Raw genomic sequence first — 18,336 nt, forward strand, 5'->3', positions numbered from 1 at the left:
GAAAATGACTAGAATATGGCTCGAATTTGAGCAATCAGTGCGTAACGCCATATAAAAACCGCAGTTAAGGAGCCCCCATGTTTTCTCGCGAAATGAATATAGCCGACTTCGATCCTGAGTTAGCCGATGCAATGTCTAAAGAGGTTGAGCGTCAAGAACATCACATTGAGCTAATAGCCTCTGAGAACTACTGTAGTCCACGTGTAATGGAAGCACAGGGTTCGCAGCTTACGAATAAGTATGCTGAAGGTTATCCTGGCAAGCGTTACTACGGTGGTTGTGAGCATGTAGACGTTGTTGAACAACTCGCCATTGACCGCGCAAAAGCGCTATTTGGTGCAGACTATGCAAACGTTCAGCCACACGCTGGTTCACAAGCAAACTCTGCTGTATTCATGGCGCTACTTGACGCCGGCGATACGGTATTGGGAATGAGCCTTTCCGAAGGTGGTCACCTGACTCACGGTTCACACGTAAACTTTTCGGGTAAAACGTACAACGCTGTTCAGTACGGTTTGAACAAAGAAACCGGTGAAATTGACTATGCTCAGGTTGAGGCGCTAGCTAAAGAGCACAAACCAAAAATGATTATCGGTGGATTCTCTGCCTATTCAGGTATTGTCGATTGGGCTAAATTCCGTGAAATTGCAGATAGCATCGGCGCGTACTTGCTTGTAGATATGGCGCACGTTGCAGGTCTTGTAGCAGCTGGCGTTTATCCTAATCCACTTCCTCACGCACACGTAGTAACAACGACTACGCACAAAACCCTTGCAGGCCCGCGTAGTGGTCTAATCTTGTCAGCATGTGGCGACGAAGCAATTTACAAAAAGCTTAATAGCTCGGTATTCCCAGGTAACCAAGGTGGCCCTCTTTGCCATGTAATCGCGGCTAAAGCGGTTGCTTTCAAAGAAGCATTACAGCCAGAATTTAAAGTGTATCAGCAGCAGGTTGTTGCTAATGCGAAAGCTATGGTTTCTGTAATGCAAGAGCGCGGTTATAACATCGTTTCTGGCGGTACTGACAACCACTTGTTCCTTCTTGACCTCATTGATAAGGACATTACGGGTAAAGATGCAGACGCGGCCTTAGGCGCAGCAAACATCACCGTTAACAAAAATTCGGTTCCAAATGACCCGCGTTCACCGTTTGTAACCAGTGGTCTTCGTATCGGTAGTCCAGCGATTACTCGCCGTGGTTTTAAAGAAGAACAAGCTAAGCAAGTTGCTACTTGGATTTGCGACATTCTAGATAACATGGGCGATGAGTCAGTTATTAAGCGTGTTCAAGACGAAGTGGTTGCTCTTTGCGCACAATTCCCTGTTTATAAATAAATAGGATTGTGTTTTATTGCGTACTTTGATACTAATGCTGGACTAACTAGTCTAGGTTCGATTGATTAGACTAAGTACGCAATATTTAAGGAATATTTATGTTTTGCCCTTTTTGTTCAGAACAAGAAACAAAAGTCATTGATTCTCGTTTGGTTGCAGAAGGGCAACAAGTGCGTAGACGCCGCGAATGCATGGTGTGTCACGAGCGCTTCACGACCTTTGAAAGTGCCGAACTTGTCATGCCCCGCGTGATAAAGCGCGATGGCTCTCGTGAACCGTTTAACGAAGACAAACTTCGTGCAGGCTTGCAACGGGCACTGGAAAAGCGCCCTGTTAGCACTGAAAAGGTTGAACAGTGTATCCTTTCACTGAAGTCACAGTTGCGTGCAACGGGTGAACGTGAGGTGAGTAGCGAACTGCTTGGCAACCTTATAATGAAAGCCCTAAAAGAACTCGACAAAGTTGCCTATGTCAGGTTCGCCTCCGTTTATCGTTCCTTCGAAGACATTCGTGAATTTGGAGAAGAAATTGCACGATTAGGGGATTAGGTCGGACATACCCAAAATCTCAGGCACTTAGGGCTACAACAGGAATCCAAGTGAACCACGAAACGGTTAAAAACGATTATCATTGGATGGCAAAAGCCATTCAACTTGCCCAACAAGGGCGCTATACCACTTCTCCTAACCCTCGCGTTGGTTGCGTAATTGTTGATGAAAACAATCAGCTATTAGGTCAGGGATATCATATCCAAGCTGGCACCCCTCACGCTGAAGTACATGCATTAAGACAAGCAGTTAATACACGAGAAGACGGCGCAAAAGGCGCGACGGCTTACGTTACCCTTGAACCTTGCAGTCATTTTGGCCGCACGCCGCCTTGTGCAGTGGCTTTGGTTGAAGCAAAAGTAGCGCGGGTGGTTATAGCCATGACCGACCCTAACCCAAACGTTTGCGGTAACGGTATAAGCATCTTGCAGGAAGCAGGCATTGAAGTGGTCAGTGATGTAATGGCCGCAGAAGCTGCTGCACTAAACCCTGGTTTTATTAAACGCATGCTTACCGGCAAGCCTTTTGTTCGTCTGAAATTAGGCATTAGCTTAGATGGAAAGATAGCCCTTCAAAACGGTGAGAGTCAATGGATTACTGGACCAGAGGCGAGGCGCGATGTGCAGCGCTACCGCGCGCAAAGCTGCGTGGTACTTACAGGCTCGGGTACAGTAAAAGCCGATAACCCTAGTTTGTTAGTTAGAGAACAAGAGGCGCAGTTCACAGACTATCCTCTTGAGCACATTCGACAGCCTGCCCGTGTTGTGGTTGATAGTAAAAGTGAACTCAGTCGAGACTACGCGTTATTTAACGACGGCAATATTACCTTAACAGCTACTTCTCAGTCCCATCCAGATACGGCAGCACAGCACTACCTAGTGGTGGATGAAAAAGACGGTAAGCTAAACTTACATGCACTAATGTCTGCATTAGGCGATAAGCAATATAATGAAGTATGGGTGGAAGCGGGCCCAGGCTTAGCCGGTGCATTGTTGTGCGAAGGGCTGGTGGATGAGCTAATTTGCTACCAAGCGCCTAAGCTTTTAGGTGATAAGGGAATAAGTATGGTTAATTTGCCAGCGTTTACGTCTTTAAATACATGTATTTCGCTTTCGCTTATTGAAAATCGTCAGGTGGGGAACGATATTAAGCTTATCTATCGCCCTGATGTTAGCAACACTCGTGGTTAACGCGATTAAAGAGGAACCTTATGTTTACTGGAATTATTCAAGCGCTAGGTACTATTAAAAAGCTTGATAACCGTGGCAACGATATTCGCCTAACCGTTGCGTCACCTACGCTTGATATGTCTGATGTCGCCCTTGGCGACAGTATCGCGACCAATGGAGTTTGCTTAACCGTAACTGATATGGGGCCCGATTATTACTGCGCAGACGTGTCTGCCGAAACTATCAAACTAACCGGGTTTGCACATTACAGTGCAGGCTCAACCGTTAATCTTGAAAAAGCGATGCGCCCTAGCGACCGTTTAGGCGGTCATATCGTGTCAGGTCACGTGGACGGCGTGGGCGAGGTTACGCAAATTATCAAGCACTCAGATTATGTCGAGTTCTGGGTAAAGGCGCCTGAAGCACTAGCGAAATACATTGCGCACAAAGGCAGCATCACCGTCGACGGTATCAGTTTGACCGTGAACGAAGTCAATGGCGCGGAATTCATGCTTTGGATAATTCCTCATACGTTGCAAGAAACGATTATGGGAAGCTATAAAGTGGGCACAGCGGTAAACCTAGAGGTTGATGTTATTGCGCGCTATTTAGAGCGATTAATGTTAGGCGATAAAGCTGCTGAGCCAACAAGTAAAGGCATCGACATGGCATTCCTTGCCGAGAACGGATTTTTAAGAAAATAACCCTACAAGAAGCACACAACATGGCATTTAACACTACACAAGAAATAATTGAAGACATTCGCCAAGGTAAAATGGTTATCTTGATGGATGATGAAGATAGGGAAAACGAAGGTGATTTAATCATGGCGGCGGAGCATGTCACACCAGAAGCCATTAACTTTATGGTTACTCACGCTCGTGGCTTGGTGTGTTTGCCAATGACTCAAGAGCGCTGCCGCACGCTAAATCTTCCCTTAATGGTTGATAAAAACGAAGCGCAGTTTTCTACCAACTTCACCGTGTCTATTGAAGCAGCAACCGGCGTGACAACCGGAATCTCAGCGGCAGATCGCGCAACTACAATTAAAGCGGCAGTCGCCACAGACGCTAAGGCGACAGACATCGTTCAGCCTGGTCATATCTTTCCATTAATTGCTAAAGAGGGCGGTGTACTTAATCGCGCGGGTCACACTGAAGCGGGTGTGGATTTGCCACGTTTGGCAGGGTTAGAGCCAGCAGGTGTTATTGTAGAAATTCTTAATGAAGACGGCACTATGGCTCGTCGTCCAGAGTTAGAAAAATTCGCTGAAAAACACAACCTTAAAATTGGCACCATTGCTGATTTAATTGAATATCGCAATTTAAACGAAACGACCATTCAGAAAGTCGCTCAGTGCAACATGCCGACCGAGTACGGCGATTTCGAGCTTCACACGTTTAAAGACAGCATCGACAACCAGCTTCATTATGCGCTTAAAAAAGGCGACATTAACGAAGATGAGCCGACACTTGTTCGTGTACATCTTCACAATACGTTTAGTGATCTTCTTGGCTCGACGCGCGGTATCCACCGCTCAATGACGCTAGCTGATGGCATGCGTAAAATTTCAGAAGAAGGCGGCGTGTTGGTGCTATTAGGTAAAGAAGAGCATATTGAAAGCCAGGTACGCCGCTTTGCTGCAGAAGATAGAGGCGAACGCCCAACTGGCGCTGACTGGCAAGGTTCGTCGCGTACTATAGGTGTAGGTAGCCAAATTCTTTCATCGATGGGTGTACACAAAATGCGTCTTCTTAGTAAGCCAATTAAATACCACGCACTGTCAGGCTACGGCCTTGAAGTGGTGGAGTACGTACACGACTAGCTCTGGGGTGTAGGCAACAGTAAAAGTGCAGAGGGAATGCTCGTCGCAAACAAGCGGTGAATACATCCCTGTACGCTCCGCCACCGCATTTTGTTAAGCACAAAGCAGCCGTTTACGAATAGTTGAAGTTAAAGAAACAATCGATTTAGTTTGGGCGCAGTTGTGGTATACTTCGCGCCGTTTTTTCTCGAGGAATGAATCCATGCAGGTAATTGAAGGTAATATCAGAGCAACCGGTAAGAAGTTTGCTATCGTTGTATCACGCTTTAATAGCTTTGTTGTTGAAAGCTTATTAGAAGGTGCGTTAGACACGCTTGAGCGTCACGGTGAAGTAAGCGACGACGATATCACGGTAGTACGTGTACCTGGCGATACGAGTTACCTGTTATTGCTAAGAAATTAGCTGAGAAAAAGTCATTTGACGCCATTATCGCACTTGGTGCGGTCATTCGTGGCGGCACGCCACACTTTGATTTTGTAGCAGGTGAAAGTAATAAAGGCCTTGCGCAAGTATCACTTGAATACGGCGTACCCGTATCATTTGGCGTAATCACAACAGATTCAATTGAACAAGCTATCGAGCGTTCTGGAACCAAAGCGGGCAATAAAGGTGCGGAAGCCGCACTAGGTGCCCTAGAAATGGTTAACGTTATCGATGCTGTTGAAAAGCTTTAAGGTAAACATTAAGTGAAAGTTTCAGCTCGTCGTAAAGCCCGTGAACTCGCCCTTCAAGGCGTGTATTCATGGCAAATGAGTCACAACGATATCCAGCAGGTTGAACTGGCGCTAGCCACCAGTAACGACATGCAAAAGGTAGACATGGCGTATTTTCAAGCCTTGCTTCGTGGTGTTGCCCACAACGCAAGCAACCTTGATGCAACCATTAAGCCTTACCTTGGCCGTTTGCCAGAAGAGTTAGACGCTATTGAAAAAGCGATCTTGCGCATTGCGACGCTGGAACTGACCGAACGCATTGACGTACCTTACCGCGTAATTATTAATGAAGCGATTGAGCTTGCTAAGGCATTTGGTGCTGAAGAAAGCCATAAATTCATTAATGGTGCACTGGATAAAGCAGTGCGCACGTTGCGTAAAGACGAGCGCGACTAACCTTACCGTGGCGGCATGGATTGCCGCTGAAAGGGTTTAATAATTACCGTGAAAGAATTTGATCTTATCGGCCGCTATTTTTCAAACAGTGGCCACAAACGCAAAGACGTTGTTATTGGTATTGGTGATGACTGTGCTGTAACAACGGTTCCTGAAAACCAACAGCTTGCCGTTACTACCGATACTCTTGTCGCTGGAGTGCATTTTTTTGAAGATGCGCCCGCAAAGTCTGTGGCATACAAAACAGTTGCTGTTAATTTGAGCGACTTGGCTGCTATGGGCGCGGAGCCAGCTTGGATTAGTCTATCCCTATCTCTTCCTGAAGTGAAAGAAGAGTGGTTAGATGACTTTGTATCTGGTTTATACGAGCTTACTCAGTACTATTCTGTCCAGCTTATTGGTGGCGATACTGTAAAAGGCCCCATGGCGTTTACTATTACTGCACAAGGTTTTATACCACCTGGTTCAGAACTAACGCGCAGTGGCGCGAAGCCGGGTGATTGGCTTTACGTTACCGGAACGCTTGGTGATGCAGGAGCAGGCTTAGATATTCTGCAAAATAAGTTAAGTGTAAGTGGTGAAGCAAAAGACGTATTGGTAAACCGCCATTACTTCCCAACCCCTCGAGTAGCGGTGGGAACAGCGATTCGACGTATTGCAACGTCGTGCATTGATGTCTCTGATGGATTGATTTCAGATTTAGGACACATTTTAAAAGCGTCTAACTGCGGTGCGAATGTTCATGTGGAGCGCTTACCGCTGTCACGCGCGCTTACAAGTGCGGTCACATCAGAACAAGCTATCGAATACGCGTTGACGGCTGGTGATGACTATGAGCTTATTTTTACCGTAAGTGAAGAGCAGCGCGGAAGCCTTGAAACCTCGTTGGCTAGTACTAACGTTAAAGCCACGTGTATCGGACAGTTAACAGGTCACAACGGCACACTTTCATTGCTCAAAGATAATGAAAAGTATACGCCGACTAATACTTCTGGTTACGAACACGCCTTTTAGGCAACCTATATCCAGCAAAAGTTATAAAAAGGAAGAAGCATGCAGGCTGAATATCGCGCTAGAGTGAGTATGAAAAATCCTGTTCATTTTCTCGCGCTAGGCTTTGGCAGTGGGCTAACTCCTTTCATGCCCGGAACATTTGGCTCTCTTGCTGCATTACCGCTTCTTATAGCGTGCAGCCAGATTTCCATAATTTCTTTCATCGCGGTCACGCTTATATTTTCAATTGTAGGTATTTATCTGTGTGGTAAGACCGCTGAGGATATGCAGGTTCACGATCACGGATCCATCGTGTGGGATGAAATAGCGGGCATGTTTGTGACCTTCCTATTTGTACCTATTTCAGCGTCATCCTTGCTTATTGGGTTTATTCTCTTCAGGCTTTTCGATATTTTAAAGCCATGGCCAATAGGCGTTATAGATAAGCGCTTACACGGCGGCACAGGCATTATGTTAGATGATCTTCTCGCTGGCGCTATGGCATGTGGCTGCTTACATTTATTAATGGTGTTCTGGCCAGCAGCCCTGGCGGTGTTCTAGCTAGTTTTGAACATTCAAAGCCGCTCTGATAAATGCGCTTCAGATGAAAGTTAGACGACAACGACAAAACATTAGGAAAAAGCCCGCAATTAGCGGGCTTTATTTTTTATGTTCTCGGTCTGCAAAACATCTTGCTTTATTAGGCTAGTTTTACAGCAAACTATTCAGCCTTAAGACTATTCGCCGCAGCAACGATACCTTCAGCATCCAAGCCGTGCTCTTTGTACATTTCCTGTTGTGTACCTTGCAGGATAAAACTATCAGGCAGACCTAACATTTTCACCGCTTTTAAAACACCATTCTGCTGTAAGTGCTCAAGCACTGCGCTGCCAGCACCACCCATAATACAGCCGTCTTCTAACGTGATAAGTGCGCTGTGTTCATTTGCAGCTTTTAAAACGGCGTCGCCATCTATTGGTTTTATAAACCGCATATCGATGACGGTGGCGTCGATTGCCTCTGCCGCTTCAAGTGCGTTTGGCAACAAGCAGCCAAAGTTAAGAATAGCTACGCTTTCAGAATGACCCTTTGATGATTCACGACAAGTACGTGATTTACCAATCTCAAGTTCTGTCATGGCTTCATCTGGTGTAACTCCCATGCCAGCACCGCGAGGGTAACGCACTGCAGTAGGCTTTTGCAGCTTGTGACCGGTGTAGAGCATTTGACGACACTCATTTTCGTCTGACGGTGCCATAACGACCATATTTGGAATACAGCGAAGGAAAGCTATATCAAACGCACCCTGGTGAGTAGGGCCATCGGCCCCCACAATACCCGCTCTATCGATAGCAAATAGTACTGGTAAGTCTTGAATTGCAACGTCGTGAATTAATTGATCGTAGGCGCGCTGGAGAAATGAAGAATAAATGGCTACTACGGCGTTCATTCCGTCTTTTGCAAGTCCGGCACCAAAGGTCACCGCATGCTGTTCGGCAATGGCAACATCGAAATACTGCTCTGGAAAACGCTGAGAAAACTCAACCATGCCTGAACCTTCGCGCATAGCGGGAGTCACCGCCATAAGCTTAGGATCTTGCGCGGCCATATCACATAGCCATTTTCCAAAAATAGCTGAGTAGGTAGGGGCAGAAGGCTTCGACTTTGGCAGAGCGTTATCTGCCGGATTAAATTTTGGCACCGCGTGAAATTTAATAGGGTCTTCTTCAGCAACGGCGTAGCCCTTACCTTTTTTAGTGACGACATGTAAAAGCTGAGGACCTTCAAAGTTACGCATATTGCGAAGGGTGTCTACCACTGCGTTTACATCGTGACCGTCAATAGGGCCAATGTAATTAAATCCAAGCTCTTCAAAGATTGTGCCCGGCACAACCATGCCTTTAATGTGCTCTTCTGCACGGCTGGCAAACTCTTTTATAGGCGGTACGTTGCTTAACAGTTTTTTACCGCCATCACGTATAGAATTGAAAAAGTTGCCCGTAAGCAAACGTGCTAGGTGACTGTTTAATGCACCCACGTTTTCAGAAATAGACATTTCGTTGTCGTTAAGTACAACCACCATGTCTTTTTTAATATCGCCGGCATGGTTAAGTGCCTCGAAAGCCATACCTGCTGTCATTGCGCCATCGCCAATAACCGCCACTACTTTACGATCTTTTCCTTCTTTTTCGGCAGCCACAGCCATACCAAGCGCGGCGCTTATTGAAGTAGAAGAATGCCCAACGGCAAAGGTGTCGTATTCACTTTCAGGGGGCCAAGGGAAAGGGTGTAGGCCATTCTTTTGGCGAATGGTACTCATGCGTTCTGCACGGCCGGTAAGAATTTTATGCGGATAGGCTTGATGCCCTACATCCCATAATAAACGGTCAACGGGCGTGTTGTATACATAATGCAACGCGACTGTAAGCTCTACCGTGCCTAGACCTGAAGCGAAGTGGCCACTAGTTTGGCTTACGCTATTTAGTAAGTACTCACGTAATTCGTCGGCTAGTTCACGTAATTTCTCTTGGGGCAGTTGCCTCAATTTTTCAGGTGTTTGCGCAAGCGCAAGCGTTGGGTAATGTTGGAGATCTAAACTCATTTACTTATTATCTTTTTCAACATGGCGCGTGGCTAATGGTCACGTTTTACCAAAAGCTCGCTAAACGCAATTAAACTGTCAGTATTGTAGGGTAAACGCGCCAATGCTTGAAGTGCATTATTGTGAAGCATTTCTAATTCTCGCTTAGTACCTTCCATACCAAGCTTAGCTGGAAAGGTGTTTTTCCCTAATGCTTCGTCTGACCCTGCAGGTTTACCTAATTGTTCGCTACTGCCTTCGACGTCTAAAATATCGTCTTGAACTTGGAATGCTAGCCCAATATCCGCGGCATAAGCCATTAAGTCAATTTTAGTTTGAGGCAGTAAGCCTTCACTAACGATGGCAACCATTTCGACACAGGCTTTTAGCAAAGCACCGGTTTTCAGCCTGTGGAGTTGTTTTAGCTCTTCTAACGAGATGGCTTTACCAGTACTTGCTAAATCAATAGCCTGGCCACCACACATGCCAACGTAACCCGCACTTTTTGCAAGCACAGACAGTAATTGGCCACGCTTCGCTTCAGCATGTGTACTTAGCGGCGCATCGGCTAATACCGTAAATGCAAGCGCTTGAAGCGCATCGCCAGCTAAAATAGCCGTCGCTTCATCGAAGGCTATATGACAAGTTGGCATACCACGACGCAAGTCGTCGTCATCCATGGCTGGTAAATCGTCGTGAACCAACGAGTAAGCGTGCACGCACTCAATAGCCATGCTGATGGCCATCTGATCTTTCTTTGGCACGTCTAACGTGTTGCCCACAACCTGAACCAGAAGCGGACGCATACGCTTGCCGCCAGCGAGTAATGCGTGGCGCATCGCGTCTTTCAAGCGCGGCGCATAATCGGGTAATTCGTCTATTAATGTAAGAAGTGATGCATCAGTTTGTTGTTTGACTTGCTGATGCAAAGCAGAAAAATTCATAGATTGCCTGTTAGTTAAAAATGAACGACTTACGGCTGTTCATTTTCAGGAAGAGTTTGAAGCGTTTCTTCGCCTTGTTCACTAAGTAGTATTTTTACTTTTTGCTCGGCATCTTCAAGCGATTGCTGGCCTCGACGAGAAAGTGCTATGCCGCGTTCAAATTTTTCTAGCGCTTTATTAAGAGGCAGATCACCGTTTTCCATCTCGTTAACGATAGCTTCGAGTTCTGATAAGGTTTCTTCAAAAGACGCTGATGCTTTTTCTTTCGTCATAAAAACACTCAATATAGTGGCCAAAATACGTATACCGCGCACATTAACCGAGGGCCGCACAAGGGTCAAATGGTTTGTCTGTATATCGCCAATATCACTATGGCATAGCTTCTTTTTCATTCAGTTGGAAAAGCTGAAATTGGAGAAATTGTGCTATATTCGACATTAGTGGTTAGATTACTTGCTAAAGTGAAGTCGAAATTAGGACATTACTCGAGCCGATTAGCGTAGATATTCGCAAAACGCTTCGAGTTACACATTAGTAGTGAACACACTTCATAAAAAACAAATAAATGTGATATTTTTCAATAATGTCGTTTTAGTATTTCTATCTATGGCCGATAGAATATTTGTACATTAACAGCACTGACTGCGCATAAATGGGGAAGAGTGAGTGGATTTAGCAACCGTCATAGGTATGTTGGGCGCTATTGGTTTCATAGTTATGGCTATGATTCTTGGTGGCAGCTTGAGCATGTTCATCGACGTCCAATCAATATTGATCGTATTTGGTGGGACCTTATTTGTTGTCTTGTCACAGTTTACTTTAGGTCAGTTTTTCGGTGCAGGTAAAATTGCTGGCAAAGCATTCATGTTTAAAATTGAGTCGCCAGAAGAGCTCATTGAAAAAATTGTAGAAATGGCTGATGCAGCGCGTAAAGGGGGATTTCTTGCATTAGAGGAAGCAGAAATCGCTAACGAATTTATGCAAAAAGGCGTCGATATGCTGGTTGATGGTCACGATATTGAGGTGGTTAGAGAAACACTAGCAAAAGATATATCAATGACGTCAGAGCGCCACGATTTTGGGGCTTCATTCTTTAAAGGCATGGGTGATATCGCACCGGCCATGGGAATGATTGGAACCTTGATTGGCTTGGTTGCTATGCTATCAAACATGGATGATCCAAAAGCTATCGGTCCTGCTATGGCGGTAGCGCTACTTACCACGCTATATGGTGCTTTTTTCGCTAACGTTATTTGCTTGCCAATTGCTTTCAAGCTGTCTGTGCGAGCAGGGGAAGAGAAGCTAAATCAAAGTCTTGTTTTAGACGGTATAGTCGGCATAGCAGATGGTCAAAATCCGCGAGTTATTGAAGGCGTATTGAAAAATTATCTCGCGGCGAGCAAACGCGGAAGCGCAGAGGAAGAGTAATGGCCGAAGAAGAATGCCCAAAATGCCCCCCCGAGGGGCTTCCAGCTTGGATGGGGACCTTCGCAGACTTGATGTCGTTGCTTATGTGCTTTTTTGTACTTCTACTTTCATTCTCAGAAATGGATGTGCTCAAATTTAAGCAAATTGCAGGCTCAATGAAATTTGCATTCGGTGTACAAAATAAAATCGAAGTGAAAGACATTCCAAAGGGCACTAGCGTTATAGCCATGGAGTTTCGCCCGGGTAAGCCTGACCCTACGCCAATTGAGTCCATTCAGCAGCAAACCAACGAAATGACCCAGCAAATGCTAGAGTTTCAGGCAGGAAATGAAGACTCTGCCGGTGGTAGACAGAAGCAGCGTGGGGAACAACGCGGCGGACAGTCTCAACAAACGGCTACTGAGTCATCTTCGTCGGCTGAGCAGAGCACCGATCAGTCTCAAATGGCTGAGCTAATGAAAAAAGTGGCCCAACAATTAGAAAAACAAATTTTAGACGGGTCAGTAGAGATGGAGTCGCTGGGGCAGCAGCTTACTATTCGTATTCGAGAGAATGGCTCGTTTTCCGCGGGGTCAGCATTTTTACAGCCACAATTTCAGCCTGTGCTACGCAAAATTGGTTCGTTGTTAGCGGATGTGCCTGGTGAAATTGAAATTTCTGGGCACAGCGATGGTCAGCATATTGCCAATGAGCTTTATCGGTCTAACTGGGATTTGTCGTCACAACGTGCTGTAGCGGTGGCAGAAGCCATGCGGACGGCGCCGGGTTTTGATGAAAGCCGTATGTCTGTTGTCGGCAAAGCAGATACCAACCCCATCGTTGAAAATGCAACGACACCGAGCGATAGAGCCAAAAATCGCCGAGTGGAAATTAATATTAACCAAGGTAAACCAATGATATCTAAACCCATATCAGTGGTTGACGATTAAGCGTTACGCCTTTGAAAATGCGATATCCACGTAAAAGCGGTGCCATATAGCACCGCTTTTTGGTTTCAAAGTGCTTGCTGGGTATTCACCCAGCTAAGATAGTCAAACTCTAGCCAAATCCTCTCTGTACTGAGGTTTAGATATAACAAGTTGTACAGTGCTGATGGTTCTTTCTAAAAAGCCGCCTTCGCAATACTTCAGGTAATAGGTCCACATACGCATAAAGCGCTCATCGTACCCATCGCTCAGTAACTCATCCTTTGCGGAAATAAATGCATCATACCAATGGCTCAGGGTTTTGGCATAGTCGATACCAATATCGTGTAGGTCACGAATCATCATATTCGTGTACTTTTTAAGATGGGCATTTAGCTGATATTGCGAAGGCAAAAAACCACCCGGAAAAATGTATTTCTGAATGAAATCTACGCTGCTTGAGTAGCTGTCATAACGTCGGTCATCAATGGTTATTGACTGAAGTAACATAAGACCGTCGTCTTTCAAAAGAGAAGCGCATTTTGCGAAAAAGTTACCTAAATACTCTTTACCAACGGCTTCAATCATTTCAATAGAAACCAGCTTATCGTACTTACCTTCAAGTAGACGATAGTCTTTTTTCAGTAGCGTAATTTTATTTTCAAGCCCCTCACGTACAATCCAATCTTTGGCCCATGCGTGCTGTTCTTCTGAAATAGTAGTAGTAGTTACGTTGCAGCCATAATGTTTAGCAGCGTAAACGGCAAGGCCGCCCCAGCCTGTACCAATTTCTAGAAGATGGTCTGCTTCGGCCAGTTGTAGTTTGTCACAAATGGCTTTTAGTTTGTAATTCTGCGCGTCGTTCAGTGTAGCATTTGAATCGGGATAGATGGCCGAAGAGTACATCATTGTGGGGTCAAGAAAGCGGGTATAAAGCTTGTTGCCCAAATCATAGTGCGCTTCGATATTCTTCTTAGCTTGGTCTTTGGTGTTTCGACGGGCAAAATGTTGAAGCTTATTAATAGGCATGGTGACCCATTTGAACTTGTTTTCCCACTCGTCAAGTGTGGGTAAGTTTCTGGCGAAGATCCTTACTACCGCAGTCACGTCGTCACTGTCCCACAACCCATCCATAAAAGCTTCGCCAGCGCCAACGCTGCCGCCCAGCAATAATTGACGGTACGCCTGAACATCTTTAATGTTAACCGTTGCGCTCAAATCGCTATTTTCTTCGCCAAAACGTGCTATTACGTCGCCGTTTTCTTGAATAATTAAGCGACCAAATGGAAGCTGATTTAAACACTTCAAAAATAGTGTTCTACAAGTTTTATCTACAAAAGAGACCTCTGAAGTGGTCAGTAGTACAGATTCACCGAAAGACATTATTATTGTTCCTGACTCTTTTCTGGATGTGTATATAGTGGCGTTCGTTTCAGCAGTAACTTAAGCGCGTGCCAATAAATTCCGGCCACAGTTTTTATTGTCATACTGGGTATACGTTTAAGTGCGGCAGATAGATTCGCATTATCTAAAGTAAATTTAGTTAAGTTTATACCTGCGCTGAATTCTTTGTCTTCTCTGACGCAATCCATTGCTAAGGAAAGTCTAGTCGAAGGCTGGGAAATCGACCATTTATAGGTCATATCCATAGGGTTGAAAGGCGATACGTGAAATGCCTTTGGCGTATCGTCTTGGGTGTCTAGGTTTACAAGATAATGATAACGCTCATTCCAAGGTGTGTTGCTAACCTCAGCAAGCATGTGAGTATATTTACCCTCAGTATTGCGAAGGTAATAAAAATTTACTGGGCTAAAGTATAGCCCCCACGTGCGCAGCTGTCCCAGTATAAAAACGTCGCCGTTTAGCGCTCTACCATCATTTAACTCAGTCATCCTTTCCAATACGGCTTGTTTCAACGAAATTGAAGCGTCGCCTAAATAGTCTTCTCTCTTAAAGCAAACCCTCGCTTTATCAATAGCACTAAAGTGTGTCACCTGGCTAGATAAGGTTTCAAGTTCGTCGGCATCAAGCTTTAACCAAAACAGATAAATGTCGTAGTCGAACTTGTGTTGGGTAGGCTTGAAGCGTTGATGATACACCTTGCCTTTATATATTGCGCTTTCTATCACAGGGCTTCACCAAAGCGAGCGCAAACATCTAAGGCGCTAGTAACGCCGTCTTCGTGAAAACCGTTGTACCAATAAGCACCACAAAAATGTAAGTTATCTACGCCGCAAATCTCTCTTCTTCGTGACTGCGCTTCAACCATGTTGGCACTGTATTGTGGGTGAGCGTATTGGTAGCTTCGCAAAATACTATGTTCGTCGATTTCAAGCGTATTATTCAGCGTTACACAATAAGTACGTTCCGCCTCTAATCGCTGCAGAATATTCATATTGTAAGTGACAGAAGCGGGGCGGGCTTCCTCGCTTGCATCCTCTTTTAAGCTGTAGTTCCAGCTTGCCCACGCCAACTTCCTTTTAGGTAATTGGCCTGTGTCTTTGTGCATCACTACATCATTTTCCGCATAAGGAATATTGCCAAGAATTTCTTGATGAAGCACGGTTGGAGAATGAAGCATTTTTAACGCTTGGTCGCTGTGGCAGGCAAATACCACATGGTCATATATCACTACGTCGCCTGATGAGTCGGTAACTTTCCACTTATCATCGCTTTTGGCCACTGAAACAACGGCGGTAGATAGTTTGATTTTTGATTGAAATGGCGCGATCAAAGGCGGGATGTATTGGCTAGAGCCACCTTTAATTGTGTACCATTGTGGTCGGTCAGTAATATTGAGCAAGCCGTGATTATTGAAAAACTGCAAGAAGAAGGTTAATGGGAATTTTCTTGTCTGCTCTAGACTACTAGACCAAATAGCTGCGCACATAGGCAATATATAATAGCGTGCGAAATCATCGCTTAGCTTTAACTCTTTAATAATATCTTCGAGCGTCAACGTAGACGTGTCCCGTTTCTCGGCTACCATCGCTTTACACGCTTTGTTAAACGTTAATATATCTTTTACTATCCGCCAAAACTTGGGCCTTAAAATATTACTTCGCTGTGCAAATAAACTATTTAAGTTATTACCGTTGTACTCTAGGTTCGCTTTTTTACTCATCACAGAGAAGCTCATTTCTGTTGGTTGGTATTCAACGTTAAGCTGAGTAATAAGCTTGATAAAGTTAGGGTAAGTCCAGTCATTGAAAACGATAAAGCCTGTATCAATATGATGTGTCTGGCCGTTATCATCTATTTTCTTTGTCGCAGTGTGACCACCAATGTAGTCATTCGCTTCGTAAACTGTGATGTCATGCTGTCGGTTTAGAAGGTGTGCACAGGTTAACCCTGAAATACCTGTGCCTATTATGGCTATCTTATTATTCATTCTTAGTTCTCTTATTGTTTTTCTCGCATGGCCAGGGATAAACGCTTTTGAAGCAGTGCTGGTAAAATGTGCATAAAGCGCAGAATAAACCCAAAGAAGCGAGGGAAGAAAACGGTTTGCTTACTACTTTCTATTCCTTTAAGCATGGCTTCAGCGGCTTCTTCAGCGCTAATCTTCATCGGCATTTCAAAGTCATTTTTGTCGGTCAATGGAGTTTCTACGAAGCCAGGTGATACAGCTTGTACCTTCACTCCTTTATGGTGAAGATCGACTTCTAATGACTTTGTGAAATAGTGCAGGGCGGCTTTGCTAGAACCATAAGCTTGAGTGCGAGTGAAAGGTAATAGACGGGCCATACTGTCGACTATTACTAGCTTATCCCCGTCTTTTAACCGTGGAAGAAGCGCGTCAACACAATGAACCACGCCGAAGAAATTAGGTTCGAAAACGCGGCGGAACATCTCTGGCTCGAAATCCTCAAGGTCTACGTATTCACAGGTTCCAGCATTAAGTACAGCAATATCGAACTTAACATTGGCTAGTGCCTGGCGTGTATCTTCGAGATCTGAGACGTCAAATTGACGACCGCTAATGTTACTATATTTGCTCAGTTCATTCAGAGCTTCTCTGTTTCTTCCACACGCAATGACGTGATATCCATTATCGGCAGCCTTGATTGCTAATGCCTTACCTATTCCTGACGTTGCGCCAGTAATCAGAATAGTCTTCATTTCGCTAGCTTCCCTTTAATCTTTTTGATTATAAAACCTAGAATAGGTACGTGCTCGTAAACCATTTCGCCCAAATCGTAGTAATCTTTATGGTAAATGATGCGGTCGTTATTAACGCCAAGTTGGGTTGTACCATCTAGAGTAATTACTTTAGCGTTGTTTTTAAGAACCAGGGTCATCGTCCAATTTACAACGTGCGATACATCAGACTGGCTTTGTGATGAATTGTATGAACAGGTGAAGATGTTAGCGATATCGAATTGACAGCTTTGAGCTTGGGTTAATAGATTAGCAAAATAGTCTTTAACTTCATTTATTCCGCGATGCGTGGTGATAGGGTCTATAAATAAAATGTCATTAGCGTAGATGGATTCTAACTCTGCTGGAGAAATCTGACATATATCTGTGTAAATTTTACAAAAGCGCTCAATGACATCCATACAGCTTCCTTCACGTTGAAAGATTAAGAGTCGACGTACAAGTTAATTGAAATGTATCATTACGTCTTCATACAACTTTCAAAAATTGAGTTGCAAGTCTCTGATCTAAAATCTGTTAATGTTTTTATCTAAATCATAATTTACATTAAACGGTGTTCTTAAGATCATGTTTAACAATTTATCCGTGAAAAATTTTCCCATTAGATCCTATTTGTACTCAGTTGCGTAACTATTTTCGTGTTTTCGGAAGTGTTGAGTATGAGTGTAGAACGTTTTCCCTTATTTCCTTTATCTGCGCACCTATTGCCTGAGGGCAGGATGGCGTTGCGTATTTTTGAGCCTAGGTATGTGCGCATGGTTAAGCAGGCATGTGCCGAAAATAAAGGCTTTGTGATGTGTATGCTAAATGCGAATGGCGACAAAGATTCAAATGAACATATCCATAAAATAGGGACATACGCACAGGTTGTCGACTTTGACATGCTCGACGATGGGTTGCTTGGCATAAAGGTTGCTGGTTCTAGTTTAGTTGAGGTAAGTAGCATTGAAGTTGAAAACGATGGTCTTCGCACTGGAAGCTGTAAGGTTTTAGAGCCTTGGAAATGCGATTTGGCCCCTCAACAAATAGCGCCTATGGACGAGCGGCTTAAAGAAATATTTGGAAATTACGAAGAATTGGCATCGCTATACGAATCACCAAAATTTGACTGCCCCAACTGGGTATTAAATCGGTGGTTAGAATTACTGCCAGTCGATGGCTCGCAAAAGCAGCACTTTTTAGCGCAAAGAGAATGTACTAGCTTGGTAAATTACCTCTCTGCACTAATCGTTTAATATTGAGAGTTAAAATTGACATTACAAATTCGTAATCCGACATTTGCGATTTTCGCAAACGCTTTAAGTCATAACGTCGTAGAATAATACAACCAAAACGGAA

The 18,336-nt window shown here is 44.5% G+C and carries 19 protein-coding genes and 1 pseudogene; 12 read left to right on the forward strand and 8 right to left on the reverse strand.

Annotated elements, in window-relative coordinates; translation table 11 throughout:
- The first annotated feature begins 77 nt into the window (after positions 1-77).
- From glyA to KL866_RS18165, 9 genes and pseudogenes are all read left to right on the forward strand, one after another.
- Positions 78-1,334: a serine hydroxymethyltransferase gene (gene glyA / locus KL866_RS18125; RefSeq protein ID WP_025255836.1), complete on the forward strand. Its 1,257-nt coding sequence runs from the start codon at positions 78-80 to the stop codon at positions 1,332-1,334.
- Positions 1,335-1,432: 98 nt separating this feature from the next.
- Positions 1,433-1,882, forward strand: a complete 450-nt coding sequence (nrdR, locus tag KL866_RS18130; RefSeq protein ID WP_012517538.1) for a transcriptional regulator NrdR — start codon at positions 1,433-1,435, stop codon at positions 1,880-1,882.
- A 50-nt stretch (positions 1,883-1,932) separates the two neighbouring features.
- Positions 1,933-3,072 carry a bifunctional diaminohydroxyphosphoribosylaminopyrimidine deaminase/5-amino-6-(5-phosphoribosylamino)uracil reductase RibD gene (gene ribD, locus KL866_RS18135; protein ID WP_025255835.1) on the forward strand — a complete coding sequence of 380 codons (1,140 nt, stop codon included), beginning with the start codon at positions 1,933-1,935 and terminating at the stop codon, positions 3,070-3,072.
- Positions 3,073-3,092: 20 nt separating this feature from the next.
- Positions 3,093-3,755, forward strand: coding sequence for a riboflavin synthase (locus tag KL866_RS18140; protein ID WP_025255834.1), 663 nt, complete (start codon positions 3,093-3,095; stop codon positions 3,753-3,755).
- Between the two features lie 20 nt (positions 3,756-3,775).
- Complete coding sequence (ribBA, locus tag KL866_RS18145) at positions 3,776-4,876, forward strand: bifunctional 3,4-dihydroxy-2-butanone-4-phosphate synthase/GTP cyclohydrolase II (RefSeq protein ID WP_025255833.1); 1,101 nt, start codon at positions 3,776-3,778, stop codon at positions 4,874-4,876.
- A gap of 202 nt (positions 4,877-5,078) precedes the next feature.
- Positions 5,079-5,551 (forward strand): annotated as a pseudogene (gene ribE, locus KL866_RS18150) (6,7-dimethyl-8-ribityllumazine synthase).
- Between the two features lie 12 nt (positions 5,552-5,563).
- Positions 5,564-5,986 carry a transcription antitermination factor NusB gene (gene nusB, locus KL866_RS18155; RefSeq protein ID WP_014979773.1) on the forward strand — a complete coding sequence of 141 codons (423 nt, stop codon included), beginning with the start codon at positions 5,564-5,566 and terminating at the stop codon, positions 5,984-5,986.
- A gap of 48 nt (positions 5,987-6,034) precedes the next feature.
- Positions 6,035-7,000: a thiamine-phosphate kinase gene (thiL, locus tag KL866_RS18160; protein ID WP_214996320.1), complete on the forward strand. Its 966-nt coding sequence runs from the start codon at positions 6,035-6,037 to the stop codon at positions 6,998-7,000.
- Positions 7,001-7,039: 39 nt separating this feature from the next.
- Positions 7,040-7,540 carry a phosphatidylglycerophosphatase A gene (locus KL866_RS18165; protein WP_025255830.1) on the forward strand — a complete coding sequence of 167 codons (501 nt, stop codon included), beginning with the start codon at positions 7,040-7,042 and terminating at the stop codon, positions 7,538-7,540.
- Positions 7,541-7,700: 160 nt separating this feature from the next.
- Here the strand turns inward: KL866_RS18165 and dxs are convergent, their stop codons facing one another.
- Genes dxs through xseB form a run of 3 tightly spaced genes read right to left on the reverse strand, consistent with a single transcriptional unit; the run spans position 7,701 to position 10,776 of the window.
- The gene (gene dxs, locus KL866_RS18170) at positions 7,701-9,581 is read right to left on the reverse strand and encodes a 1-deoxy-D-xylulose-5-phosphate synthase (protein ID WP_214996322.1); all 1,881 of its coding nucleotides are present in this window, start codon (positions 9,579-9,581) and stop codon (positions 7,701-7,703) included.
- Positions 9,582-9,613: 32 nt separating this feature from the next.
- Positions 9,614-10,504, reverse strand: a complete 891-nt coding sequence (locus KL866_RS18175; protein WP_025255820.1) for a farnesyl diphosphate synthase — start codon at positions 10,502-10,504, stop codon at positions 9,614-9,616.
- 29 nt (positions 10,505-10,533) lie between these two features.
- Positions 10,534-10,776 carry an exodeoxyribonuclease VII small subunit gene (gene xseB, locus KL866_RS18180; protein WP_025255819.1) on the reverse strand — a complete coding sequence of 81 codons (243 nt, stop codon included), beginning with the start codon at positions 10,774-10,776 and terminating at the stop codon, positions 10,534-10,536.
- A gap of 394 nt (positions 10,777-11,170) precedes the next feature.
- Between xseB and pomA the strand changes: the two genes are divergently transcribed.
- Together pomA and KL866_RS18190 are read left to right on the forward strand one after the other, a co-directional pair.
- The gene (gene pomA / locus KL866_RS18185) at positions 11,171-11,932 is read left to right on the forward strand and encodes a flagellar motor protein PomA (RefSeq protein ID WP_025255818.1); all 762 of its coding nucleotides are present in this window, start codon (positions 11,171-11,173) and stop codon (positions 11,930-11,932) included.
- Positions 11,932-12,861, forward strand: coding sequence for a flagellar motor protein MotB (locus KL866_RS18190; RefSeq protein WP_025255817.1), 930 nt, complete (start codon positions 11,932-11,934; stop codon positions 12,859-12,861). Before pomA ends, KL866_RS18190 begins: the two co-directional genes overlap by 1 nt.
- A gap of 102 nt (positions 12,862-12,963) precedes the next feature.
- Here the strand turns inward: KL866_RS18190 and KL866_RS18195 are convergent, their stop codons facing one another.
- From KL866_RS18195 to KL866_RS18215, 5 genes are read right to left on the reverse strand one after another with little or no spacing between them, the layout of a single operon-like run.
- Entirely contained in the window at positions 12,964-14,220 is a 1,257-nt protein-coding gene (locus tag KL866_RS18195; protein WP_214996324.1) for a cyclopropane-fatty-acyl-phospholipid synthase family protein, read from the reverse strand.
- A 2-nt stretch (positions 14,221-14,222) separates the two neighbouring features.
- On the reverse strand, positions 14,223-14,966 hold the full coding sequence (locus KL866_RS18200) for a DUF1365 domain-containing protein (protein WP_214996326.1): 744 nt from the start codon (positions 14,964-14,966) through the stop codon (positions 14,223-14,225).
- Positions 14,963-16,228, reverse strand: coding sequence for an NAD(P)/FAD-dependent oxidoreductase (locus KL866_RS18205; protein WP_214996328.1), 1,266 nt, complete (start codon positions 16,226-16,228; stop codon positions 14,963-14,965). The genes KL866_RS18200 and KL866_RS18205 overlap by 4 nt, the downstream gene beginning before the upstream one ends.
- 11 nt (positions 16,229-16,239) lie before the next feature.
- Positions 16,240-16,959, reverse strand: coding sequence for an SDR family NAD(P)-dependent oxidoreductase (locus KL866_RS18210; protein ID WP_025255813.1), 720 nt, complete (start codon positions 16,957-16,959; stop codon positions 16,240-16,242).
- On the reverse strand, positions 16,956-17,399 hold the full coding sequence (locus tag KL866_RS18215) for a nuclear transport factor 2 family protein (protein WP_025255812.1): 444 nt from the start codon (positions 17,397-17,399) through the stop codon (positions 16,956-16,958). Before KL866_RS18215 ends, KL866_RS18210 begins: the two co-directional genes overlap by 4 nt.
- Before the next feature lie 258 nt (positions 17,400-17,657).
- Between KL866_RS18215 and KL866_RS18220 the strand changes: the two genes are divergently transcribed.
- Positions 17,658-18,233 carry an LON peptidase substrate-binding domain-containing protein gene (locus tag KL866_RS18220; protein WP_029661453.1) on the forward strand — a complete coding sequence of 192 codons (576 nt, stop codon included), beginning with the start codon at positions 17,658-17,660 and terminating at the stop codon, positions 18,231-18,233.
- Positions 18,234-18,336 lie beyond the last annotated feature (103 nt).

The organism is Alteromonas sp. ALT199, assembly GCF_018619335.1.
GTDB lineage: Bacteria > Pseudomonadota > Gammaproteobacteria > Enterobacterales > Alteromonadaceae > Alteromonas.

Coding starts and splice junctions, on each gene's coding strand:
- KL866_RS18195 (WP_214996324.1), bottom strand. CDS start 14,220: ATGTCTTTCGGTGAATCTGTACTACTGACCACTTCAGAGGTCTCTTTT.
- KL866_RS18220 (WP_029661453.1), top strand. CDS start 17,658: ATGAGTGTAGAACGTTTTCCCTTATTTCCTTTATCTGCGCACCTATTG.
- KL866_RS18190 (WP_025255817.1), top strand. CDS start 11,932: ATGGCCGAAGAAGAATGCCCAAAATGCCCCCCCGAGGGGCTTCCAGCT.
- dxs (WP_214996322.1), bottom strand. CDS start 9,581: ATGAGTTTAGATCTCCAACATTACCCAACGCTTGCGCTTGCGCAAACA.
- KL866_RS18175 (WP_025255820.1), bottom strand. CDS start 10,504: ATGAATTTTTCTGCTTTGCATCAGCAAGTCAAACAACAAACTGATGCA.
- KL866_RS18210 (WP_025255813.1), bottom strand. CDS start 16,959: ATGAAGACTATTCTGATTACTGGCGCAACGTCAGGAATAGGTAAGGCA.
- KL866_RS18205 (WP_214996328.1), bottom strand. CDS start 16,228: ATGAATAATAAGATAGCCATAATAGGCACAGGTATTTCAGGGTTAACC.
- KL866_RS18165 (WP_025255830.1), top strand. CDS start 7,040: ATGCAGGCTGAATATCGCGCTAGAGTGAGTATGAAAAATCCTGTTCAT.
- ribBA (WP_025255833.1), top strand. CDS start 3,776: ATGGCATTTAACACTACACAAGAAATAATTGAAGACATTCGCCAAGGT.
- glyA (WP_025255836.1), top strand. CDS start 78: ATGTTTTCTCGCGAAATGAATATAGCCGACTTCGATCCTGAGTTAGCC.
- nrdR (WP_012517538.1), top strand. CDS start 1,433: ATGTTTTGCCCTTTTTGTTCAGAACAAGAAACAAAAGTCATTGATTCT.
- xseB (WP_025255819.1), bottom strand. CDS start 10,776: ATGACGAAAGAAAAAGCATCAGCGTCTTTTGAAGAAACCTTATCAGAA.
- KL866_RS18215 (WP_025255812.1), bottom strand. CDS start 17,399: ATGGATGTCATTGAGCGCTTTTGTAAAATTTACACAGATATATGTCAG.
- KL866_RS18140 (WP_025255834.1), top strand. CDS start 3,093: ATGTTTACTGGAATTATTCAAGCGCTAGGTACTATTAAAAAGCTTGAT.